Source organism: Intrasporangium sp. (assembly GCF_032907665.1).
In the GTDB taxonomy this organism is placed as follows: Bacteria; Actinomycetota; Actinomycetes; order Actinomycetales; family Dermatophilaceae; genus Intrasporangium.
Genome location: NZ_JAJJPG010000017.1, coordinates 17,639 through 35,057, shown reverse-complemented (window position 1 = coordinate 35,057; position 17,419 = coordinate 17,639). Strand labels below are relative to the sequence as shown.

13 protein-coding genes are annotated in these 17,419 nt (G+C 70.3%); 3 read left to right on the top strand and 10 right to left on the bottom strand.

Annotation, left to right across the window (positions count from 1 at the left end):
* Nucleotides 1-115: 115 nt before the first annotated feature.
* Both LOY02_RS04670 and LOY02_RS04665 read right to left on the bottom strand, forming a co-directional pair.
* Nucleotides 116-1,426 carry a sugar ABC transporter substrate-binding protein gene (locus LOY02_RS04670; protein ID WP_317181168.1) on the bottom strand — a complete coding sequence of 437 codons (1,311 nt, stop codon included), beginning with the start codon at nucleotides 1,424-1,426 and terminating at the stop codon, nucleotides 116-118.
* 177 nt (nucleotides 1,427-1,603) lie between these two features.
* Nucleotides 1,604-1,948 (bottom strand): MmcQ/YjbR family DNA-binding protein, encoded by a 345-nt coding sequence (locus LOY02_RS04665; protein ID WP_317181167.1) that lies wholly within the window; start codon nucleotides 1,946-1,948, stop codon nucleotides 1,604-1,606.
* 104 nt (nucleotides 1,949-2,052) lie between these two features.
* Here LOY02_RS04665 and LOY02_RS04660 point away from each other — a divergent pair, with 104 nt between their 5' ends.
* The gene (locus tag LOY02_RS04660; protein ID WP_317181166.1) at nucleotides 2,053-3,387 is read left to right on the top strand and encodes a hypothetical protein; all 1,335 of its coding nucleotides are present in this window, start codon (nucleotides 2,053-2,055) and stop codon (nucleotides 3,385-3,387) included.
* Nucleotides 3,388-3,653: 266 nt separating this feature from the next.
* Here LOY02_RS04660 and LOY02_RS04655 read toward each other — a convergent pair whose 3' ends face one another.
* From LOY02_RS04655 to LOY02_RS04645, 3 genes are all read right to left on the bottom strand, one after another.
* Nucleotides 3,654-4,394, bottom strand: coding sequence for a CPBP family intramembrane glutamic endopeptidase (locus LOY02_RS04655; protein WP_317181165.1), 741 nt, complete (start codon nucleotides 4,392-4,394; stop codon nucleotides 3,654-3,656).
* A 103-nt stretch (nucleotides 4,395-4,497) separates the two neighbouring features.
* Complete coding sequence (locus LOY02_RS04650; protein ID WP_317181164.1) at nucleotides 4,498-5,031, bottom strand: mycothiol transferase; 534 nt, start codon at nucleotides 5,029-5,031, stop codon at nucleotides 4,498-4,500.
* Between the two features lie 60 nt (nucleotides 5,032-5,091).
* Entirely contained in the window at nucleotides 5,092-5,799 is a 708-nt protein-coding gene (locus tag LOY02_RS04645) for a helix-turn-helix transcriptional regulator (RefSeq protein ID WP_317181163.1), read from the bottom strand.
* Between the two features lie 88 nt (nucleotides 5,800-5,887).
* On the opposite strand from LOY02_RS04645, the gene LOY02_RS04640 reads away from it, so the two are divergent.
* Entirely contained in the window at nucleotides 5,888-6,313 is a 426-nt protein-coding gene (locus LOY02_RS04640; protein WP_317181162.1) for a DoxX family membrane protein, read from the top strand.
* A 158-nt stretch (nucleotides 6,314-6,471) separates the two neighbouring features.
* Here the strand turns inward: LOY02_RS04640 and LOY02_RS04635 are convergent, their stop codons facing one another.
* The 5 genes from LOY02_RS04635 to LOY02_RS04615 all read right to left on the bottom strand — a co-directional run bounded on the left by LOY02_RS04635 (nucleotide 6,472) and on the right by LOY02_RS04615 (nucleotide 11,912).
* Nucleotides 6,472-7,401, bottom strand: a complete 930-nt coding sequence (locus LOY02_RS04635) for a carbohydrate ABC transporter permease (protein WP_317181161.1) — start codon at nucleotides 7,399-7,401, stop codon at nucleotides 6,472-6,474.
* Nucleotides 7,398-8,312, bottom strand: a complete 915-nt coding sequence (locus tag LOY02_RS04630; RefSeq protein ID WP_317181160.1) for a sugar ABC transporter permease — start codon at nucleotides 8,310-8,312, stop codon at nucleotides 7,398-7,400. Before LOY02_RS04630 ends, LOY02_RS04635 begins: the two co-directional genes overlap by 4 nt.
* A gap of 90 nt (nucleotides 8,313-8,402) precedes the next feature.
* Nucleotides 8,403-9,710 (bottom strand): ABC transporter substrate-binding protein, encoded by a 1,308-nt coding sequence (locus tag LOY02_RS04625; RefSeq protein WP_317181159.1) that lies wholly within the window; start codon nucleotides 9,708-9,710, stop codon nucleotides 8,403-8,405.
* Between the two features lie 76 nt (nucleotides 9,711-9,786).
* Entirely contained in the window at nucleotides 9,787-10,860 is a 1,074-nt protein-coding gene (locus LOY02_RS04620) for a class I mannose-6-phosphate isomerase (RefSeq protein WP_317181158.1), read from the bottom strand.
* Nucleotides 10,857-11,912 (bottom strand): LacI family DNA-binding transcriptional regulator, encoded by a 1,056-nt coding sequence (locus tag LOY02_RS04615; protein WP_317181157.1) that lies wholly within the window; start codon nucleotides 11,910-11,912, stop codon nucleotides 10,857-10,859. Before LOY02_RS04615 ends, LOY02_RS04620 begins: the two co-directional genes overlap by 4 nt.
* Before the next feature lie 232 nt (nucleotides 11,913-12,144).
* On the opposite strand from LOY02_RS04615, the gene LOY02_RS04610 reads away from it, so the two are divergent.
* Entirely contained in the window at nucleotides 12,145-17,268 is a 5,124-nt protein-coding gene (locus LOY02_RS04610) for a GH92 family glycosyl hydrolase (RefSeq protein WP_317181156.1), read from the top strand.
* The last annotated feature ends 151 nt before the right edge of the window (nucleotides 17,269-17,419 follow it).

The following is a 17,419-nucleotide window of genomic DNA, read 5'->3' as shown; positions in this document are numbered from 1 at the left end:
CCCGTCGAGTGGCCCCAAAAGCCCGCCCCGCCCCGTCGAGTGGCCCCAAATCCTCGTGAGTTCGGGGCCACTCGACGGCATGAGGGAGAGGGCGCCGGGGACAGAGCTCGGCGGTTCAGGCGAGGACGCGCTTCAGCTCCGCCTCGGCGACGGTCCGTGCCTCCCGAATCCCCTGCTCCGGGTCTGCGCCACCGATGACCGCCTCCATGAGCGATTCGAAGGCGGTGACGCACGACGCCGTCCACAGCAGCTTGCTCTGTGGGACGCCGTAGTCCAGAGCGATCGCCGCGGCCTCGGCGCCCGGCCCGGTCTTGAGGTCGTCGACGCGGTCGATGAGGCTGATGCGTGAGGGGATGTGCAGTCCGTAGGACGACGCGAAGTCGAGCTGGAGGTCTGCCTGCTCGACCCACAGCCACCGGACGAACTCCGTTGCTGCGTCGACGTCCTTCGCGCGGGCGCTGACGCACGCGCCGTAGGCACCGAGCGGCACTGCCGGGTTGCCCATGTCGTCGAGCGCCGGCCACGGGAGGACGCCGAAGTCGTCCCCGAGCCGTGCGCTCAGCTCCGGGAACGTCCACAGCCCCGTGAACTGCATGGCGGCGAGCCCGTCGATGAGCGCGTCCGGCTCGAACCAGTCCTTCGGCGCCCGGGTGAGCACGGCTCCCGACTGGTGCAGCTCACCCAGCTTGGCGAGCGCCTCAGCGGCGCGAGGGTCGTCGAAGCCCACCTTGTGGTCGTCGGTGAGGAAGTCGAGACCGGCGGACCACAGGAGGGGGCCCCCGACGTGCGTCGCGCCGCCCCGGTTGCCGAGGTAGATCCCCTTCACGTCGCCCCTGGTCAGCGCACGGGCAGCGTCGATCAGTGCGTCCATCGTCTGCGGCGGCTCGACCCCCGCGTCCTCGAGCAGGGACCGGCGGTAGACGAGCAGCTGGGTGTCCACGACCTGCGGAACGGCCCAGATCCGACCCTCGTGGGTCATCCGCCCGATGATGCTCTGCTGGAACTCCTCTCGCGCCGCGCCGACGGTGTCGGTGAGGTCGACGACCAGGCCGTCGCGCACCATGTCGATGGTGGGGCCGTTGGCGTACTCGAAGACGTCCGGGCCCTGCGCGGTCCGCAGGCTCATGAGGGTGGTCGCGTCGTAGTCGCCCCCAGCCCACCGCACCTCGACGGTCGCCTTGGGATACCTCGCCGCATAGCTCTCCACGGCCTCGTGGACGCCCGCCTCCGAGTAGGCGTGGTACCACTGCTCGATCGTCGGTCTCGCAGGTTGAGCCCGCGTGGAGGCCGCACGCTCCTCGGGGGTACCGGCCGTGCAGGCCGCCACCCCGCCCAGGGACGCGGCTCCGACCGCCGCGAAACCGCCAGCAAGGAGGGCACGCCTGCTGACCCGAGGACAGGCGCCTCCAGAGAGTCGGTCGATCATGGTCCCTCCGGTTCGTGCGGGTTCGCGCCCCGAGCACCACCGCGATGCTACGGACCCACCCCCGACTCCGAGGGGGATACGAACGGAAGTCGGCACGCCGTCCTGAAGGGCGGGACGCCCGAGCGTGCGGGACGAGGACAGCCGGCCCAGCGGCATACGACCTGGGTGTGTCACTGCTCAGGGATCGGGGATGGACGCGCCCACCGAGCGAGGCACCACCATGCGCCACGCGTCGATGACGAGCTCGCGCATCCGCGCCTCGTCAAGCGCATCGAGCCGCGCCTCGATCCAGTTGAAGCGCAGGTCGGACTGGCGAGGCATGAAGAAGAGGTCCGGCTCGCTCGCGACCGCCCACTCCCGCTCCTCCTTCGGGAAGGCGAAGCCGACCTCGGTCTCCTCGCGGTTGAGGGCGAGCCACACGATCTGGCCGACCCGGAACTTCACGCGGTCGCGGACCACGACCTCGTAGGACCGCGGCAGCTGGCTCGCCACGCGACGGATGTCATCGATCGTCACCGGCACCAGACCAGCGTGGCACGACGCGCCGACAGCGTTGCCGGCCAAGCCGGGCGAAAAGGACGGCAGCAAACGTGCCACCCCCTCCGTTTGCTGGCAGAGTTGGACGAGTGGCACAACGATGGCTGAGGATCAGGGTCGACCTCGTCACAGGACGTGGTGAGACCCTCCGACCGGCCCCGGGACGGGTCATGCTCGTCCCGCCCACCGCCACGTTCGCCGACTTCGGCCTCGGCGTCGACCTGGCCTTCGGGCGCTGGGACGTGACGCAGCGACGATCCTTCCGGTCCGGCTGGCACGGTCGCCACGAGCGGCGGGGCTCCGGGTCGGGAGACCTCGCGCCCGACCGGCTCGTCCATGGTTCGGCTCCCCGAGGACAGCAGTTCGAGTACCTCTACGACGACGACGAGAAGTGGATCCACGAGTGCGTCGTCGAGGGTTACGTCGCCCGGCGCGAGACCGCGGGACGGGCTCCGATCGCCGTCCCGATCCTCGGCTGGGGGACGATCCCCGACCAGTTCGGCCGGCTGACGCCGGACGAGGTGGAGACCGACGTCCTCGGCGCCTCCGCCGACGCCCCCGAGGTCCATGACGCTCCCGACGCCGCGGGTCTGGCCGACGGTGCTCGACCGGTCCCGGGGCGTGCCCGTCCGGGCGTGGGCGGCAAGGCCGGCCGGGGCAGCGCCGGCTCTCGCGCGGTGACAGGTGCGGGGGACGCGGGTGGGCGCGGGTCGGGTAGACGCCACCGAGGCACCGCCAAGCCACTTGACCTCGCCGCGGTCCGAGCCGCCTCACGTGCCGAGGACGTCGCCGAGCTGCTCTCTCGCATCGAGGGACGGGACCTCGGACCCGCCCTGCAGCAGGTCGGCGACGCCCTCCTGCGGACGTACCGGTCCGCCGGGGTCCCGGACCAGCGTCGACTGGCCGAGTCCCTGCGCGAGGTCGAGGCGCTGCTGGGCCAGCGCGGCTGGGAGGGCGACGACGTGCTCGCCGAGGAGATCGACGCGCTGCTCAGTGGCTCGGAGCGCCGGGGCCGCACGCTGAGCGTCGACATCGAGGAACTCTCGCAGGTCATGGCCAACGGTGGCGACGACCCCGGCGGCTACCTCCACCTCGACACGGGTGAGGTCGTCTATGCCTTCCTCCACCACGGACTCGAGGACCTCGCCGCTGCCCAGCCGGACGTCGAGGACGACAACCTCTGGATCTACGTCGACCATGACGCGGACGCCGCCTACGCGGACATGGCCGCCTTCGCGGAAGCTGCCCCGGACCGCTTCGGCGGCATCCTGTCCGTGGCGATCAGGGGCCGGGGCGCGTTCGCGCGGTTCAGGCGCACCGTCGACGAGCTCAACCTGTGGAGCGACTGGCAGGTCTTCTCCGACGACCGGGCATTCGGCCGTGCGCGGGCGCTGCTGCGGGCCCAGGGGATTCGCCCGCTCTAGGCCGGCTTCACCCAGTGGATCGTATGCCGCTGGGCTCACTCCCGCTCACCGGCGCCGTCTCGCTCCGCATCCTCCCCCCGACTCGAGCGGCCCGCCGTCCACAGGTGGACAACGGGGCCACTCGAATGGGAACTCGGGCCACTCGAATGGGAACTCGGGCCACTCGAATGGGAACTCGGGCCACTCGAACGAGCTGGTGTGGAGCACGTCACGCGGGGCGCCCGGACCAAGGGCAGGTGGAGATGGGACGAGTGGTCAGGCCCGGGTCAGACGAGGCGCCAGGCGACGAGGCCGAAGAGCACACCGAGCGCATTGGTCGCCCAGTGCATGCCCACACTGGCGAGCAGGCTGCCGCTGCGGCGGCGGAGCTCACCGGCGACGAGGCCCCCGATGGCGGTGAAGAGCACCGTCCCGGCGACGCTCACGACCTGCTGCCACGCGCCGAAGCCGACCATGAGCGCGCCGAGGGCCGGGTTCGCGGTCACCGCGGCAGTCGCGGGGAGCAGGTGCCAGAGGCCGAAGAGCAGCGAGGAGCCGAGGGCGACCTGCCAGACTCGAGCATGCCGGGACAGGAAGCCCCAGAGCACCGAGCGGAAGGCGACCTCCTCGAGGAGAATCGTGCCGACCGGGATGATGACGAAGGCCGTGAGCAGGGCGCTGGCCGGGGGCAGGTGGTAGCGGGCGTCGAGGAAGGCCGAGCGAGTCGGGGGCACGAGCACCCCGATGAGATAGACGGCCGCCACGACGGCGATGACGCCGAGCCCCCAGCGCAGCCCGGCCGCGTGCGTGCGCCGACTCAGGCCGAGCTGGCGCCAGCTCAGGCCCGAGAAGCGGGCGAAGGCGAGCAGGCCGAGCGCACCGGCGGGGCCGAGCCACATCGAGCCCCAGCCGAAGACGTGGTTGGCGAGGTTGAGCCCGACCAGGACGAGCACGACGACGACCGTTGCCCAGAGCCCCGGACGACGACGCGCCAGAGCCGGCTGGGGCGTGGCGGTCGCGACGGTCATCGTCTCGAGGGTCGCACGCATACCTGTGGATTACCCAATCGGCCCCGCTCGCCCCGCGACCTCCTATTGGTCACCACCCGGTGCAGCCCGCTGTCAGTGCTGGTCAGCGGCGTCGCACCATCCCCCGGACGTACTCCGCCTGCCCGAGGTGCTTGGCCGAGTCGTCGAGCACCGAGACGATCCTCACGGAGACGGTGACCGGCGGGTCCCAGTTGCGGTCGATGACCCGCTCGAAGTCGTCGACACCGAGATCGCGCAGGACGCCGAGGGTCAGCTCGTGCACTGCCTCGTGGTAGTCGACGAGCAGCTGCTGGTCGGAGACGGCGAAGGCGCCGACCTCCTCGGACGTCATGCCGTAGCCGTGCGCGTTCGGCGGGTAGGGCAGCCCGAACCGTCCCGACCACTCGCCGGAGCGCCACGCGGAGGTGGTGCTGCCGAGGTGCGCCATCTGTTCGTCCTGTTGGCGGGACAGGTGCCAGACGAGCCAGGCGATGTGGTTGGCGTCCGCATCGGGCCGCCAGAGCAGCGCCTCCGGATCCAGACCTTCGACGACCTCGGGGACGCCGTCGCGGATGCGGCCGAAGCCGTCGACGAGCAGGTCGGTGACGATGTGGAGTTCGTGGTCACGGTCAGCCATGCCCCCCAGCATTGCGCGGAACCATCCCTCCCGGCACGTCGAGCGTCTCCGACCATGGCTTCAGACCTCTTGCCTCGACGGGTCGAGCCGGACGCAGCAGCGGCCCGGGACCGGGTCGAGTGTGGCCCGGAACCCGATGTCACCGGCTGCCTCGAGGAGGCCCTCCAGGAGTCGGAGGTTCATGCCGCACACGAGCTCGGTGTGCTCCCTCGACAGGGCATGGAAGGGGCAGTTGGCGAGGACGAGGGCGCCATCCTCCTCGAAGGGCTCGTATCCCGCGCGTGACAGGGCCACCGCCAGTCCGCCGTCGGCCAGGCCCTGCCCCCTCTGCCACGCCTGGCGATCCAGGCAGGAACGAACCGACTCCCCCGTGCGCTCCGACTCCTCCACTGCAGCGGCGAGCAGATCTCCGGCGAGGTCGTAGTGGCGGGGCGGGAGGGAGACTGCGACCTCCTGGGTCGCCCGCTCGTAGATCTTCGACGGGCGGCCCGCACCGGGGCCGGTGCGGCCGGTCCGGCGCTCGAAGGACGCCGTGAGCAGTCCCTCCTCCGTGAGACGGTCGAGGTGGAAGGCGGCGGTGTTCCGCGGCAGCCGGACCGCCTCGGCGACGTCGTCCCGGGTGACTCCGCGTCGGGCTTCGACGACGACCGCATAGATCCGTTGACGCGTCGGCTCGGCGAGCGCAGACAGCGCCGACAGCGCCGACAGTGCGCTCGTTCCCACGGTCTGCGGGGGGGAACGCCTTCCACCCGGGTCGTCAGCCGGCATGGTCCAAGTCTATAGCCAACATCCATTGACGCAATGACGTCGCTGGTTCTAACGTCAAAACATCCTGACTATAGAAAGGAGTGTGGTGATGGCAACCACATCCACCACCCCAACCGCCCGCACCTCCGTGCTCGCCGGTGATCCCGCCGAGCAGGCCTTCCTCGTCCTGAGGACCGCATTCACCGTGGCGCCGATCGTCTTCGGCCTCGACAAGTTCGCGGGCCTCCTCACCGACTGGCCGCAGTACCTTGCTCCGTGGATCGACGGCGTCGTGCCAGGGACGGCCCAGCAGGCGATGTACCTCGTGGGGGTCGTCGAGATCATCGCCGGCATCCTCGTGGCACTCCGCCCCCGGATCGGTGGGCTCGTCGTCGCGGCCTGGCTGCTCGGCATCATCGTCAATCTGCTCACGCTGCCCGGCTACTTCGACGTGGCACTGCGCGACGTCGGCCTGCTCGCCGGTGCGGTCGCGCTCTGGCGCCTCGCGTCCCGACGCGCTCCCGTCACGACCTGACGCCGTCGCCCGCCTCGAGTGGCCCGGCCATCCACACCCCGCCTGTGTACGGACGGGCCACTCGAGCGGGAGCCTGTGCACACTGGGGCCACTCGACGACGCCCCGCAGGCGTTCGGGGCCACTCGACGACGCCCCGCAGGCGTTCGGGGCCACTCGACTACTTGACGGAGCCGCTCATGAGTCCTCCGATGAAGTACCGGCCGAGGAGGATGTAGACGAGCAGGGTCGGCAGCGAGGCGAGCAGCACGCCCGCCATGATCGAGGGGTAGTCGGGGTTCTGGCCGCCGGCGAGCTCGTTGAGGGCGTAGGTGACCGGCCCGGTGTTGCGGTTGGTGAGGAACAGCGCGAAGAGGAAGTCGTTCCACGCGGACGTGAACTGCCAGATCATCGTCACGACGAACCCCGGCGCCGAGATGGGCAGGACGATGGACCGGAAGGTCCGCAGCATCCCTGCGCCGTCGACCTTCGCCGCCTCGAGGATCTCGTTGGGCAGGGCCGTGGCGTAGTAGTTCCGGAAGATGAGGCTGCAGATCGGGATCCCGAAGATGATGTGGACCGCGATGAGCTTGGCGATGCCGTCGAACCACGAGAAGCCGGGGGTCGCCTGCACGTCGAGCAACATGCCCTGGAGCGGGATCATCACCGCTTGGTAGGGGATGAACATCCCGAAGAGGAAGAGGGTGAAGACGGTCGTCGCCCCCGGGAAGCGCCACTTCGCGAAGACGAAGCCGTTGAGCGAGCCGAGCGCCGCCGACAGCACGGCGACTGCCGTGGCGAGGACGAGCGACCGGAAGAGGGCTGGCGCGAGCGAGTCCCAGGCGGCGCCCCAGCCCTCGATCGACCACGCGGACGGGAAGGTCCACGCCTGGCTGGCGTTGACGTCGGCGCTGCGCTTGAAGCTCGTGACGAAGAGGACGTAGAGGGGGATGAGGATGATGACGACGAAGAGGATGAGCAGCCCGTAGCGGATCACCCGCCCCGTGGCGGTCCCCTCGGTCCCGGGGGCGCGGCCGGTGTTGGCACGCACCGGGATGACGTCCTCGCCGCCGACGCCTGCCGGCGGGGCCGCGTTGGTCGTGGCGGTCATCCGCGGGTCTCCTTCTCCGTCTTGTTCGTGTAGATGAGGTAGGGGACGACGACGACAGCGACGAGCAGGAGCAGGATCGTCGCGTTGGCCGCGGCGGCGGTCGGGTTGTTCTGCTGGAACATCTGCGTCCACATCAGCGTCGCGGGGACCGAGGCCTTGTAGGAGTTCTGCCCGGCGATGGCGTAGATGAGGTCGAACATCTTCATCGACATGTGGCCGATGATGATGAGCGCGGAGAGCGCGATCGGCGACAGCTGCGGGAAGAGGACGTGCCGGTAGATCTGCCGCTCGGTGGCGCCGTCGATGCGCGCCGCCTCACGCTGGTCATCGGAGATGCCGCGGAAGCCGGCGAGGAAGAGCGCCATGACGTAGCCGGAGAGCTGCCAGATCGCCGGGATCGCCATCGCGGCCATCGAGAACATGTTGGGGGACTGCCACCACGAGCTCTGGAAGCGCTCGAGGCCGATCATGGCGAGCAGCTGGTTGAGGCCGACGGCCTGGTCGTCCTGGCCCGGCGAGAGCAGCCAGCGCCAGACGATCCCGGCCGCGATGAAGGAGATCGCCATCGGCAGGAGGTAGACGGAGCGGAAGACGCCCTCGGCGTTGACGCCCTTCTCGAGCAGCACTGCCCACAGCAGGCCGAAGAACATCGTGCCCGCGACGAAGACGACGGTGAGGACGAGGAGGTTGAACAGGGCGTGCTGGTAGCCATCGCTGCCGAGCAGGTTCGTGTAGTTCTCCACCCCTCCCGGGTTCGTCACCCGCTTCGTCGCCCGCGTCACCGTCCGCTCGAGCGACGTGGCGACGTTCCTGAAGATCAGCCAGTAGACGAAGATCCCGATGAGGATGATGGACGGGCTCAGCAGCAGGAGCCCGGGAAGCCAGTCGCGAGCCTTCTTTGCCGTGCGCATGGGGCGTCTCCTTGGGGGCGGGAGGACTGCCAGTGAGCGTATGCCGCTGAGCGCACTCAGCGGCATACGCTCACTCGGTGGGTTGTCGGGTCAGCCGGTGTACTTGGACGCCGCCGAGGCGAGGTCGGTGACCAGCGCCGCCTCGTCCTTGGTCGTGTAGAACTTGCTGATCGCGGCGTTGATGTCGGTCAGCCAGGCGAGCGAGACAGCCGCGCCGTGCTGGATCGACGAGGCGATCTGGTCGTTCTTGAAGGACTCCATCGCGGACTGCTGGTAGGGCGGGAAGTCCGTCGGGGGCACGTCCGTGCGTGCGGGGATCGAGCCCTTGGCCACGTTGAACGCCTTCTGGCCCTCGGCCGAACCGACGAGCATGAGCCAGTCCTTCGCGCCACCAGGGTTCTTCGCGCCCTTGGGCAGCGTGAAGGAGTCGGCGAGGAAGAGGAAGACGCCGTCCGTCCCGGGGACCGGGAAGTACTGGTAGTCGGTCTGCTCCTGCTTGCCCTTGTCGGCGAACTGCGCGACCGCCCAGTCGCCCATGACGTTGTAGGCGGCCTTCCCGTCGATGACCATGTCGGTCGCGACCGGCCAGTCGTCACCGTCGGACGCCGTGTTGGCGTAGGAGAGCAGGGTCTTGTAGTCGTTGACCGCCGTCTTGACCTCCTCGGAGTCCCACTTCGTGGAGCCGTCGAAGAGTCCGTTGTACTTCTCGACGCCGAGGTCGGCGAGCAGGACCGTCTCGAAGAGGTGGACCTGGGTCCACGTGCCGGCCACGGAGAGCGGCGTCGAGACGCCGGACGCCTTGACCTTCTCGAGGTCGGCGATCCAGGCCTTCATGTCCGCGGGAACGGCGTTGATGCCGGCCTTGTTGAGGACCTCCGTGTTGGCCCACACGACGTTGGCCCGGTGGATGTTGGACGGGACCGAGTAGATGCTGCCGTCGACCGTGAGCCGGTCGAGCAGGTTCTTGGGGAAGACGCTCTCCCCGCCGAGCGCGTCGATGACGTCGTTGACCGGCTCGATCTGCTCGGCGTCGATGTAGTCGAGCAGCTCCGCCCCCGCGTGGCCCTGGAACGAGTCCGGCGGCTGGTTGTTCTGCAGGTCGGAGGCGAGCTTCGCCTTGGCGTTCGTCCCCGCGCCGCCGGCGACGGCGAGGTTGACGAAGGTGTTGTTGGGATACTGCTCCTTGAAGAGCGCCTCGAGCGCGTCGAGGCCCTTCTTCTCCGAGCCGGCGGCCCACCAGGTGAAGACTCCGACCTCGCCTCCGGCTCCGCCGGCTGTCGTCGCGAGCGACGACTCACCACCCGGTGTGGCCTCGGGCTCGTCCGACGAGCCGCACGCGGCGAGACCGAGTGCGACGACCGTCGCCATCGCCACGGTTGCAACAGACCTGTTGCGCATTGATCCTCCTCGTTGTTGCCGTCGCGGCACGTGCCGCGGCGGCGTGGTGGTGTGTGCCCGGGAGCCGGGCTGGTATTCAGCTGGGTCCGCTCTCGCGGTCAGTCATCGGTGGGTCGCTCCGTCGCTCGAGCGGTGGCATGCAACGGAGGACCGTGACGTCACCCTCGATGCAGACCTCTCCCGCACCGTGGGGGATGAGCAGGACATCACCGGAGGCGATGTCGAGCGTCGAGCCAGAGGCGTCAGCGGTGGTGAGCGTGCCCCGGCCGTCGACGACGACGGCGACCGCGAACGACTGCTCGAGGGCGACCGCCTCGCCATCCGCCGGCCGGACGACCTCGGCCCGGAAGAACTCCTCCGCGTCGGCGGGCAGGGCCGCACCGGCCCCCCGGACGTCGGTCCACCGACGACGCAGACCGGCGAGGCCGGCCGTGGTGAGCGGCTCGCGGGTCACGCTCTCGAGAGCTGTCGCCCGGGCCAGCCCGAGGAACGCGTCGTGCTCCGCGAGGCCGAAGCGATCGTGCTCGAGCATGACCGAGAAGTCGGTCGGCTCCTGGAGCTCGACGAGCAGGACCCCTTCGCCGATGGCGTGGGGCTGACCGGCGGGGACGAGGATGGCATCACCCCGGGACACCCGGATCGGGTTGAGGGATGCGAGCAGGCGCTCGTCCTGCGCGTCGACGAGGGCGGCGAGCTCCTCGGCCTCGAGACCGTCGCGGAACCCCACCCAGACCGTCGCTCCGGGATCAGCATCGAGGATGAGCCATGCCTCCGTCTTCCCGTGGTCGCAGTGCAGGTGGCGCGCGGCGAAGGCACGGTCGGGATGGGAGTGGACGGGGAGTCGCTCACCACTGTCGAGCAGCTTGGTGAGCAGGCCCGGCTCGACCCCGTGCCGCGCGACGTGCGCGTCGCCGAGCCAGCCGTGCGGGTCGTTCGCGAGGGTGGACGGCAGGTCGGCGCCGTCGGTGAGGTGGGTGACGCCGTCGCCGCCCTCGGCGAAGAGGTGCGTCGTCGACCCGAGCCAGTCCTCGGGGCGGTGCCCGTCGAAGTCGTCGGGCACGGGCAGTCCCCGGAACGCAAGGATGCGCTCGCCGCCGCGGTAGAAGCGGTGCGGCGTGTTCAGCGGGAGCGGGGCCACCGGGGTCGTCATGATGCACTCACGTCCCTCATCTCGCGCCCCGGGCGCCGCGGCGCCCCCGAAGCCCGGACGATGAGCCGGGTCGGCAGGACGAAGGTCTGGGCGGGGCCCTCGTCACCCAGGAGCCGGGCGAAGAGCTGCTGGGCTGCCTTCTGTCCCAAGGCGGCCGGGTCCTGATGGACGACGGTGACTGGAGGCTCGACGACGTCGGACAGCTCGAAGTCGTCGTAGGCGACGAAGGAGAGCTGGGTCGCCCAGTCGTGCAGCGACGTGAGCGCCGGGATGGTCACCCGCGTGTTGCCGGTGATGACTGCCGTGACCGGCTCCGGCCCCGCCGTCCACTTCGTCAGGGCGGTGCGGACGGTCTCGGGGGTGTGGGGTCCCATGGCGACGAGCGGGGAGCCGGCGAGGCGCAGGTCGCGGTGGGTCGTCATGAAGCCCTCGCGCCGCTGCCGGGCCGTCCACACGTCGGCGGAGTCGCCGAGGAAGCCGATCCGGCGGTGCCCGTGGGCGACGAGGTGCTCGACGGCGCTACGGATGCCGCCGAGGTTGTCTGACAGGACGGTGTCGACCGGTGTCTCGCTGCGCACGGGACGGTCGAGGTAGACGACGGGGGTGCGACTCGCGGTGACGGCGGGGTCGGCGAGGGGGGTCTCACCCGCCGGCACGACGACGAGCCCGTCGACCCGACGGGCGACGAGGCCCTTGAGGACCGAGCGCTCCCGGGTGGGCGAGCCCTCCGCGGACGCCGTGACGAGCAGGTAGCGGTGGATACGGGCCTCCCGCTCGACGGCGGCGCTGATGTGGGAGTAGAAGGGGTCCGCGAGGTCCTCGACGACGAGCCCGATGGTGAACGTTCGGCCCTGGCGGAGCGTCGTGGCGCTGTCGCCGCGGCGGAAGCCGACCCGCTCGATGACGGCCCTGACCCGCTCTGCCGTGTCGGCCCGGACGCCGGGCTCGTGGTTGACCACTCGGGAGACGGTCTTGACGGAGACGTGCGCCTCGGCCGCGATGTCGGCCATTGTCGGCCGGCTCGTCGTCCGATGACCTGACTCCTCTGTCATGTCCTGATGACAGCAGACGCAGCCACGACCAGCAATGTCACGAGACCTGCTCGTGACCGGCGGGAAGGGTCCTGTCCGATGCGTTGTCCGAACCGGACAATCGCGACCGGTTCGTTGACTCCCCGTGCGAGCACCGGAGAGTCTCGGCCCCATCGGCTCCCAGCCGGACGGATCATCGCCCTCGACGCCGACCGTCCATCGCGAGCTGCTCAACGACGAGCACGGAGGAACCATGCGCCTCACTTCTGCACTCCTGAAAGGGACCGTGGCCATGTCGCTCGCGGCCGCCTCGACACTCGGGGTGGCCGGTGGACCGCCGACGGCCTCGGCGACGCCGCCCCACGCGACACCGGACGCGCCGACTGCGCCGGCCGGCCCCGAGTTCTTCACCTCCTTCGAGGAGGGTCAGCCCCAACCCGCGGTGTCGACCGTCGAGGTGGGGCCCGACGGGCCTCGCCAGCACAACGTCACCGGCACCTTCAACACCGGTGGCAGCCTCCTCGGCTCCGTCATCGACGTCGCCGCGAGCGCCGAGAACGCGCCGGGTGAGGTGGCGACCAACCTCGCCGACGCCAACCCCGACACGAAGTGGCTCGCCTTCGACCCGACGGGCTGGGTGAGCTACGAGCTCGCGTCGCCGGCGACCGCGGTCCGCTACTCGCTCACCTCGGCCAACGACGCGGAGGAGCGCGACCCCAAGGACTTCCGGCTCGAAGGGTCGTCCGACGGCACGACCTGGACCACCCTCGACACGCGCGCCGGGATCGACTTCCCCGACCGCTTCGCGACGCTCACCTTCGACGTGACGAGCCCAGCGGCATACCGCTTCTACCGCCTCAACGTGACCGCCAACCACAGTGGCGGCATCGTCCAGCTCGCCGACTGGGACCTCAACGACGGCTCGACCGGCGGTGGTGACCCCACCCCCATGGTGACCGCGGTCGGCTCCGGGCCGATATCCGGTTTCAACATCAAGCCGCTCGTCGGGTGGACGGGCGTCAAGGCACTGCGCTACTCGGGCGGCCACACCGCCGACGGGCGCGGCTATGCGTGGAACCGTCTCTTCGAGATCGACGTCCCGGTCACGGAGTCGACTCGACTGTCCTACAAGATCTTCCCGGACATGGTCTCCGGTGACCTCACCTATCCCTCGACGCACACTGCCGTCGACGTGCACTTCACCGACGGCACCTACCTGTCCGACCTCGACGGGCGTGACGCCCACGGCGTCGCCGCGAGTCCCTCCGGCCAGGGCACGGGGAAGATCCTCTATGCGCACCAGTGGAACTCGGTGACCCTCGAGCTCGGCCCCGTCGCAGCCGGCAAGACGATCGACCGCGTGCTCGTCGGCTACGACAACGCGGCCGCCACCGAGCAGACCCGGTTCGGTGGCTGGATCGACGACCTGTCCATCGTCGGGCAGCCCACTGCCGTCGACGGCTCCGACCTGACGAACTACGTCGACGTGCGCCGCGGCACGAACTCGTCCGGAGGCTTCTCGCGCGGCAACAACCTGCCGATCAGCGCCGTCCCCAACGGCTTCACCTTCTTCACTCCGACGACGGATGCGAACTCCGACCGGTGGGAGTACCACTACCAGGCACAGAACAACTCTGCGAACCTCCCTGTGCTCCAGGGCCTGGGCATCTCCCACGAACCGAGCCCCTGGATGGGCGACCGCAACCAGGTGTCCGTCATGCCGTCCACCGCGGACGGGGTGCCGACGGGATCCGCCTCGGGCCGGGGACTGCCCTTCGACCACGCGACCGAGGTCGCGCGGCCCGACTACTACAAGGTCGAGCTCGCCGGGGGAGCAGCCGGCGGCGGCATCCGCGCCGAGGTCACGCCGGCCGACCACGGCGGCGTCTACCGCTTCACCTTCCCCGAGTCGGCCGCAACCGGACACGTCGTCGTCGACACCAGGGACGACAACGGCCGCTTCACGGTGGCGCCCGGGTCGGCCGAGCTCACCGGCTGGGTGGACAACGGGAGCGGCCTGTCGGCCGGCCGGAGCCGGATGTTCGTCTACGGGACGTTCGACCGGCCCGCAACCGCGGCCGGTACGGCGCCCAACGGCCACGCCGGCACCCGCTACGCCACGTTCGACACGAGCACGGACCGCGAGGTGGTCCTCACGCTCGCCACGTCGTTCATCTCCCTCGACCAGGCCCGGCACAACCATGGCCTCGAGCTCGAGGGACGCGACTTCGAGGCGGTTCGGGCCGCTGCCAACGCGGCGTGGAACGACCGGCTCGGGGTCGTCGCCGTCGAGGGGGCAGCCGAGAGTGAGCTGACGACGCTCTACTCGAACCTCTACCGGCTCAACCTCTATCCCAACAGCCAGTTCGAGAACACCGGGACGGCCGGGGAGCCGCGCTACCAGTACGCCAGCCCGGTCAGCCCGAAGTCCGGCGCAGCGACGCCGACCCGGACGAACGCGGCGATCAAGGACGGGAAGATCTACGTCAACAACGGCTTCTGGGACACCTACCGGACCGTCTGGCCGGCGTACTCCCTGCTCTACCCGGAGGTCGCGGCCGAGATCGCCGACGGCTTCGTGCAGCAGTACCGCGACGGGGGGTGGGTGGCGCGCTGGTCGTCGCCGGGCTACGCCGACCTCATGACCGGCACGAGCTCCGACGTGTCCTTCGCAGACGCCTACGTCAAGGGTGTCGACCTGCCCGACCCGCTCGGCACCTACGACGCCGCCCTGAAGAACGCGACGGTGCTGCCCACGTCGAGTGCGGTCGGTCGCAAGGGTCTCGACACGTCGACCTTCCTCGGATACACGAGCACGAGCACCCACGAGAGCGTGTCGTGGGGACTCGAGGGTCTCATCAACGACTTCGGCATCGGCAACATGGCTGCCGCCCTGGCCACGGACCCGGCGACCCCGGAGTCCCGTCGTGCCCAGCTCGCCGAGGAGTCGGAGTACTTCCTGCGTCGGGCGACGAACTACGTCAACACGTTCAACGAGGAGGTGGAGTTCTTCCAGGGGCGGGCGGCCGACGGCAGCTTCCCGGAGACCTTCGACCCCGAGTCGTGGGGCGGTGACTTCACCGAGACGAACGGCTGGAACTTCGCCTTCCACGCGCCGCACGACGGCACCGGGCTCGCCAACCTCTACGGCGGCCGGGCGGCCCTGGCCGACAAGCTCGACGAGTTCTTCGCCACACCGGAGACGGCGACGAAGACGGGCTCCTACAACGGCACGATCCACGAGATGCTCGAGGCGCGCGACGTGCGGATGGGCCAGCTCGGCCAGAGCAACCAGGTCAGCCACCACATTCCCTACATGTACGTGTGGACCGGCCAGCAGTGGAAGACGGCCGAGAAGGTCCGCGAGATCATGCGCCGCCTCTACGTCGGCTCCGACATCGGGCAGGGCTACCCCGGCGACGAGGACAACGGCGAGATGTCGGCGTGGTACGTCCTCTCGGCGCTCGGGATCTATCCCCTCCAGGTCGGCTCGGCCGAGTGGGCGATCGGCTCGCCGAAGTTCGAGCGGATGACCGTCCACCGCACCCAGGGCGACCTCGTCGTCACTGCCCCTGGCAACTCGGAGACGAACATCTATGTCCAGGGCGTCTCCGTCAACGGCAAGAAGCACAAGAGCGTCTCGATCAACCAGGCGTCGCTGGCGGGTAGCGCCCGGGTGGACTTCGCCATGGGCGCCCGGCCGTCGGACTTCGGCGCACGGTCCCAGGACGCCCCGCCGGCGTTGACGACGGGGACCGAGCCGCCCACGCCGCTCAGGGATGCGACCGGACCGGCTCGCGGCACCGCGACCGCGACGGACCTCACCACCGGCGCGACGGCGGCGGCGCTGTTCGACGACACGTCGCGGACGTCGGCCGCGTTCACGAGCGCGACCCCGACGGTGGCCTTCGAGCTGTCCGGCGTCGGCCAGCGAGCGACCTGGTACACCGTGACCTCCGGTCCGGCTGCCGGGGACCCGTCGGCGTGGCGCCTCGAGGGCTCCCGGGACGGCGGGGCGACGTGGACGACCCTCGACACGAGGAGTGGCGAGGCCTTCTCGTGGCGGGTGCAGACCCGCCCGTTCCGGATCGCCGAGCCGGAGACGTACACGTCCTACCGTCTCGTCGTCACGGAGACGACGGGCGGGGCCGCGGCCAACCTCTCCGAGGTGGAGCTGCTCACGGACGGGTCGCACCCGCAGACGACGCGCCTCAAGGTGACGGCGGCGCCGGCTTTCGAGATCACCGAGGACCGTGAGTGGGCGGGCACCGTGGCGACCTTCTCGGGCGGGGTCGGCTACCCGGCCTCCGAGGTGACGGCCACCATCGCGTGGGGCGACGGCTCGACGTCCGAGGGCACGATCGACCCGGGCGACCTCGGCAGCTATGCGGTCAAGGGCACCCACACGTGGGCCGAGCCCGGCTTCTACCAGCCCCACGTCACCGTGACGATGCGGACCGGCAGTGGCAGCGCGCTCGGTGGCGTGACGGTGCACCAGGCCTCCGTCCCGTCGTATGCCGCGCAGTTCGACTCCGTCTGCATCGGCGAGGTGGGCGAGGAGGTGGCCTGCGACGCCGACCGGGCCGGCATCTCGCGCGCGGCCCTGACCGAGGCTGGTGGGGTGCCCGGGCGGGTGATCACCGTGCCCGGCACGGACCTGCGCTACTCGATCCCGGCCATCCCGGCGGGCGAGAACGACAACGCCACCGGCGCCGGTCAGACGCTCGACGTGACCCTCGCCCCGGGCGCGACGAAGCTGTCGCTCATCGGGACCGCGACGCAGCGGGACCAGGACACGATGGGCGCCGTGAACTTCACCGACGGCACGTCCGTCGACTACCCGATCCAGTACGGCGACTGGTGCGGCTCGGCGAAGTTCGGCAACGTCATCGCGCTCGAGATGACGTTCCGCCTCAACGGGACGGGGACGGACGGGTGCCACGCGAAGCTCTTCGCCACGGCCCCGCTGACGATCCCGGACGGCAAGACCGTCGAGTCGGTGACGCTGCCCACGCAGACCGGTGACCCGCGGAGCGCGGGACGGATCCACGTCTTCGCCGTCGCCGACAACGGGGCCGCCCTCGAGGTCGAGGCGCCGGCGGACCAGACGGCCACGGCCGGCTCGTCGACGGACATCGACCTCGGGACGGTCTCGGGCGGGATCCCCTCCGACGACGCGCAGGGCTACCTGGCCCGGGTCCAGTGGGGCGACGGGACGGTGACCGAGGACGCCGTGGTCTCCGCGATCGGGGCGGACGGCAGCGCGACGATCACCGGCTCCCACGCGTGGGCGGAGCCGGGGGACTACACGGTCTCGGTGCTCGCCGCCGACTCCCGCTCCGACGTGCTGGCCACCTTCACGGTGACCGTGACCTGACCCGCTCAGGCCCCCACTCGAGTGGCCCCGTCGTCCACAGGTGGATGACGGGGCCACTCGAGTTGGGGGGCGCGCCGGGGGGACGTCCCAGCGCAAGGCAGCGCAGCGGCATACGGCAGCAGCGGTGTCCGTATGCCGCTGGGCCCGCTGG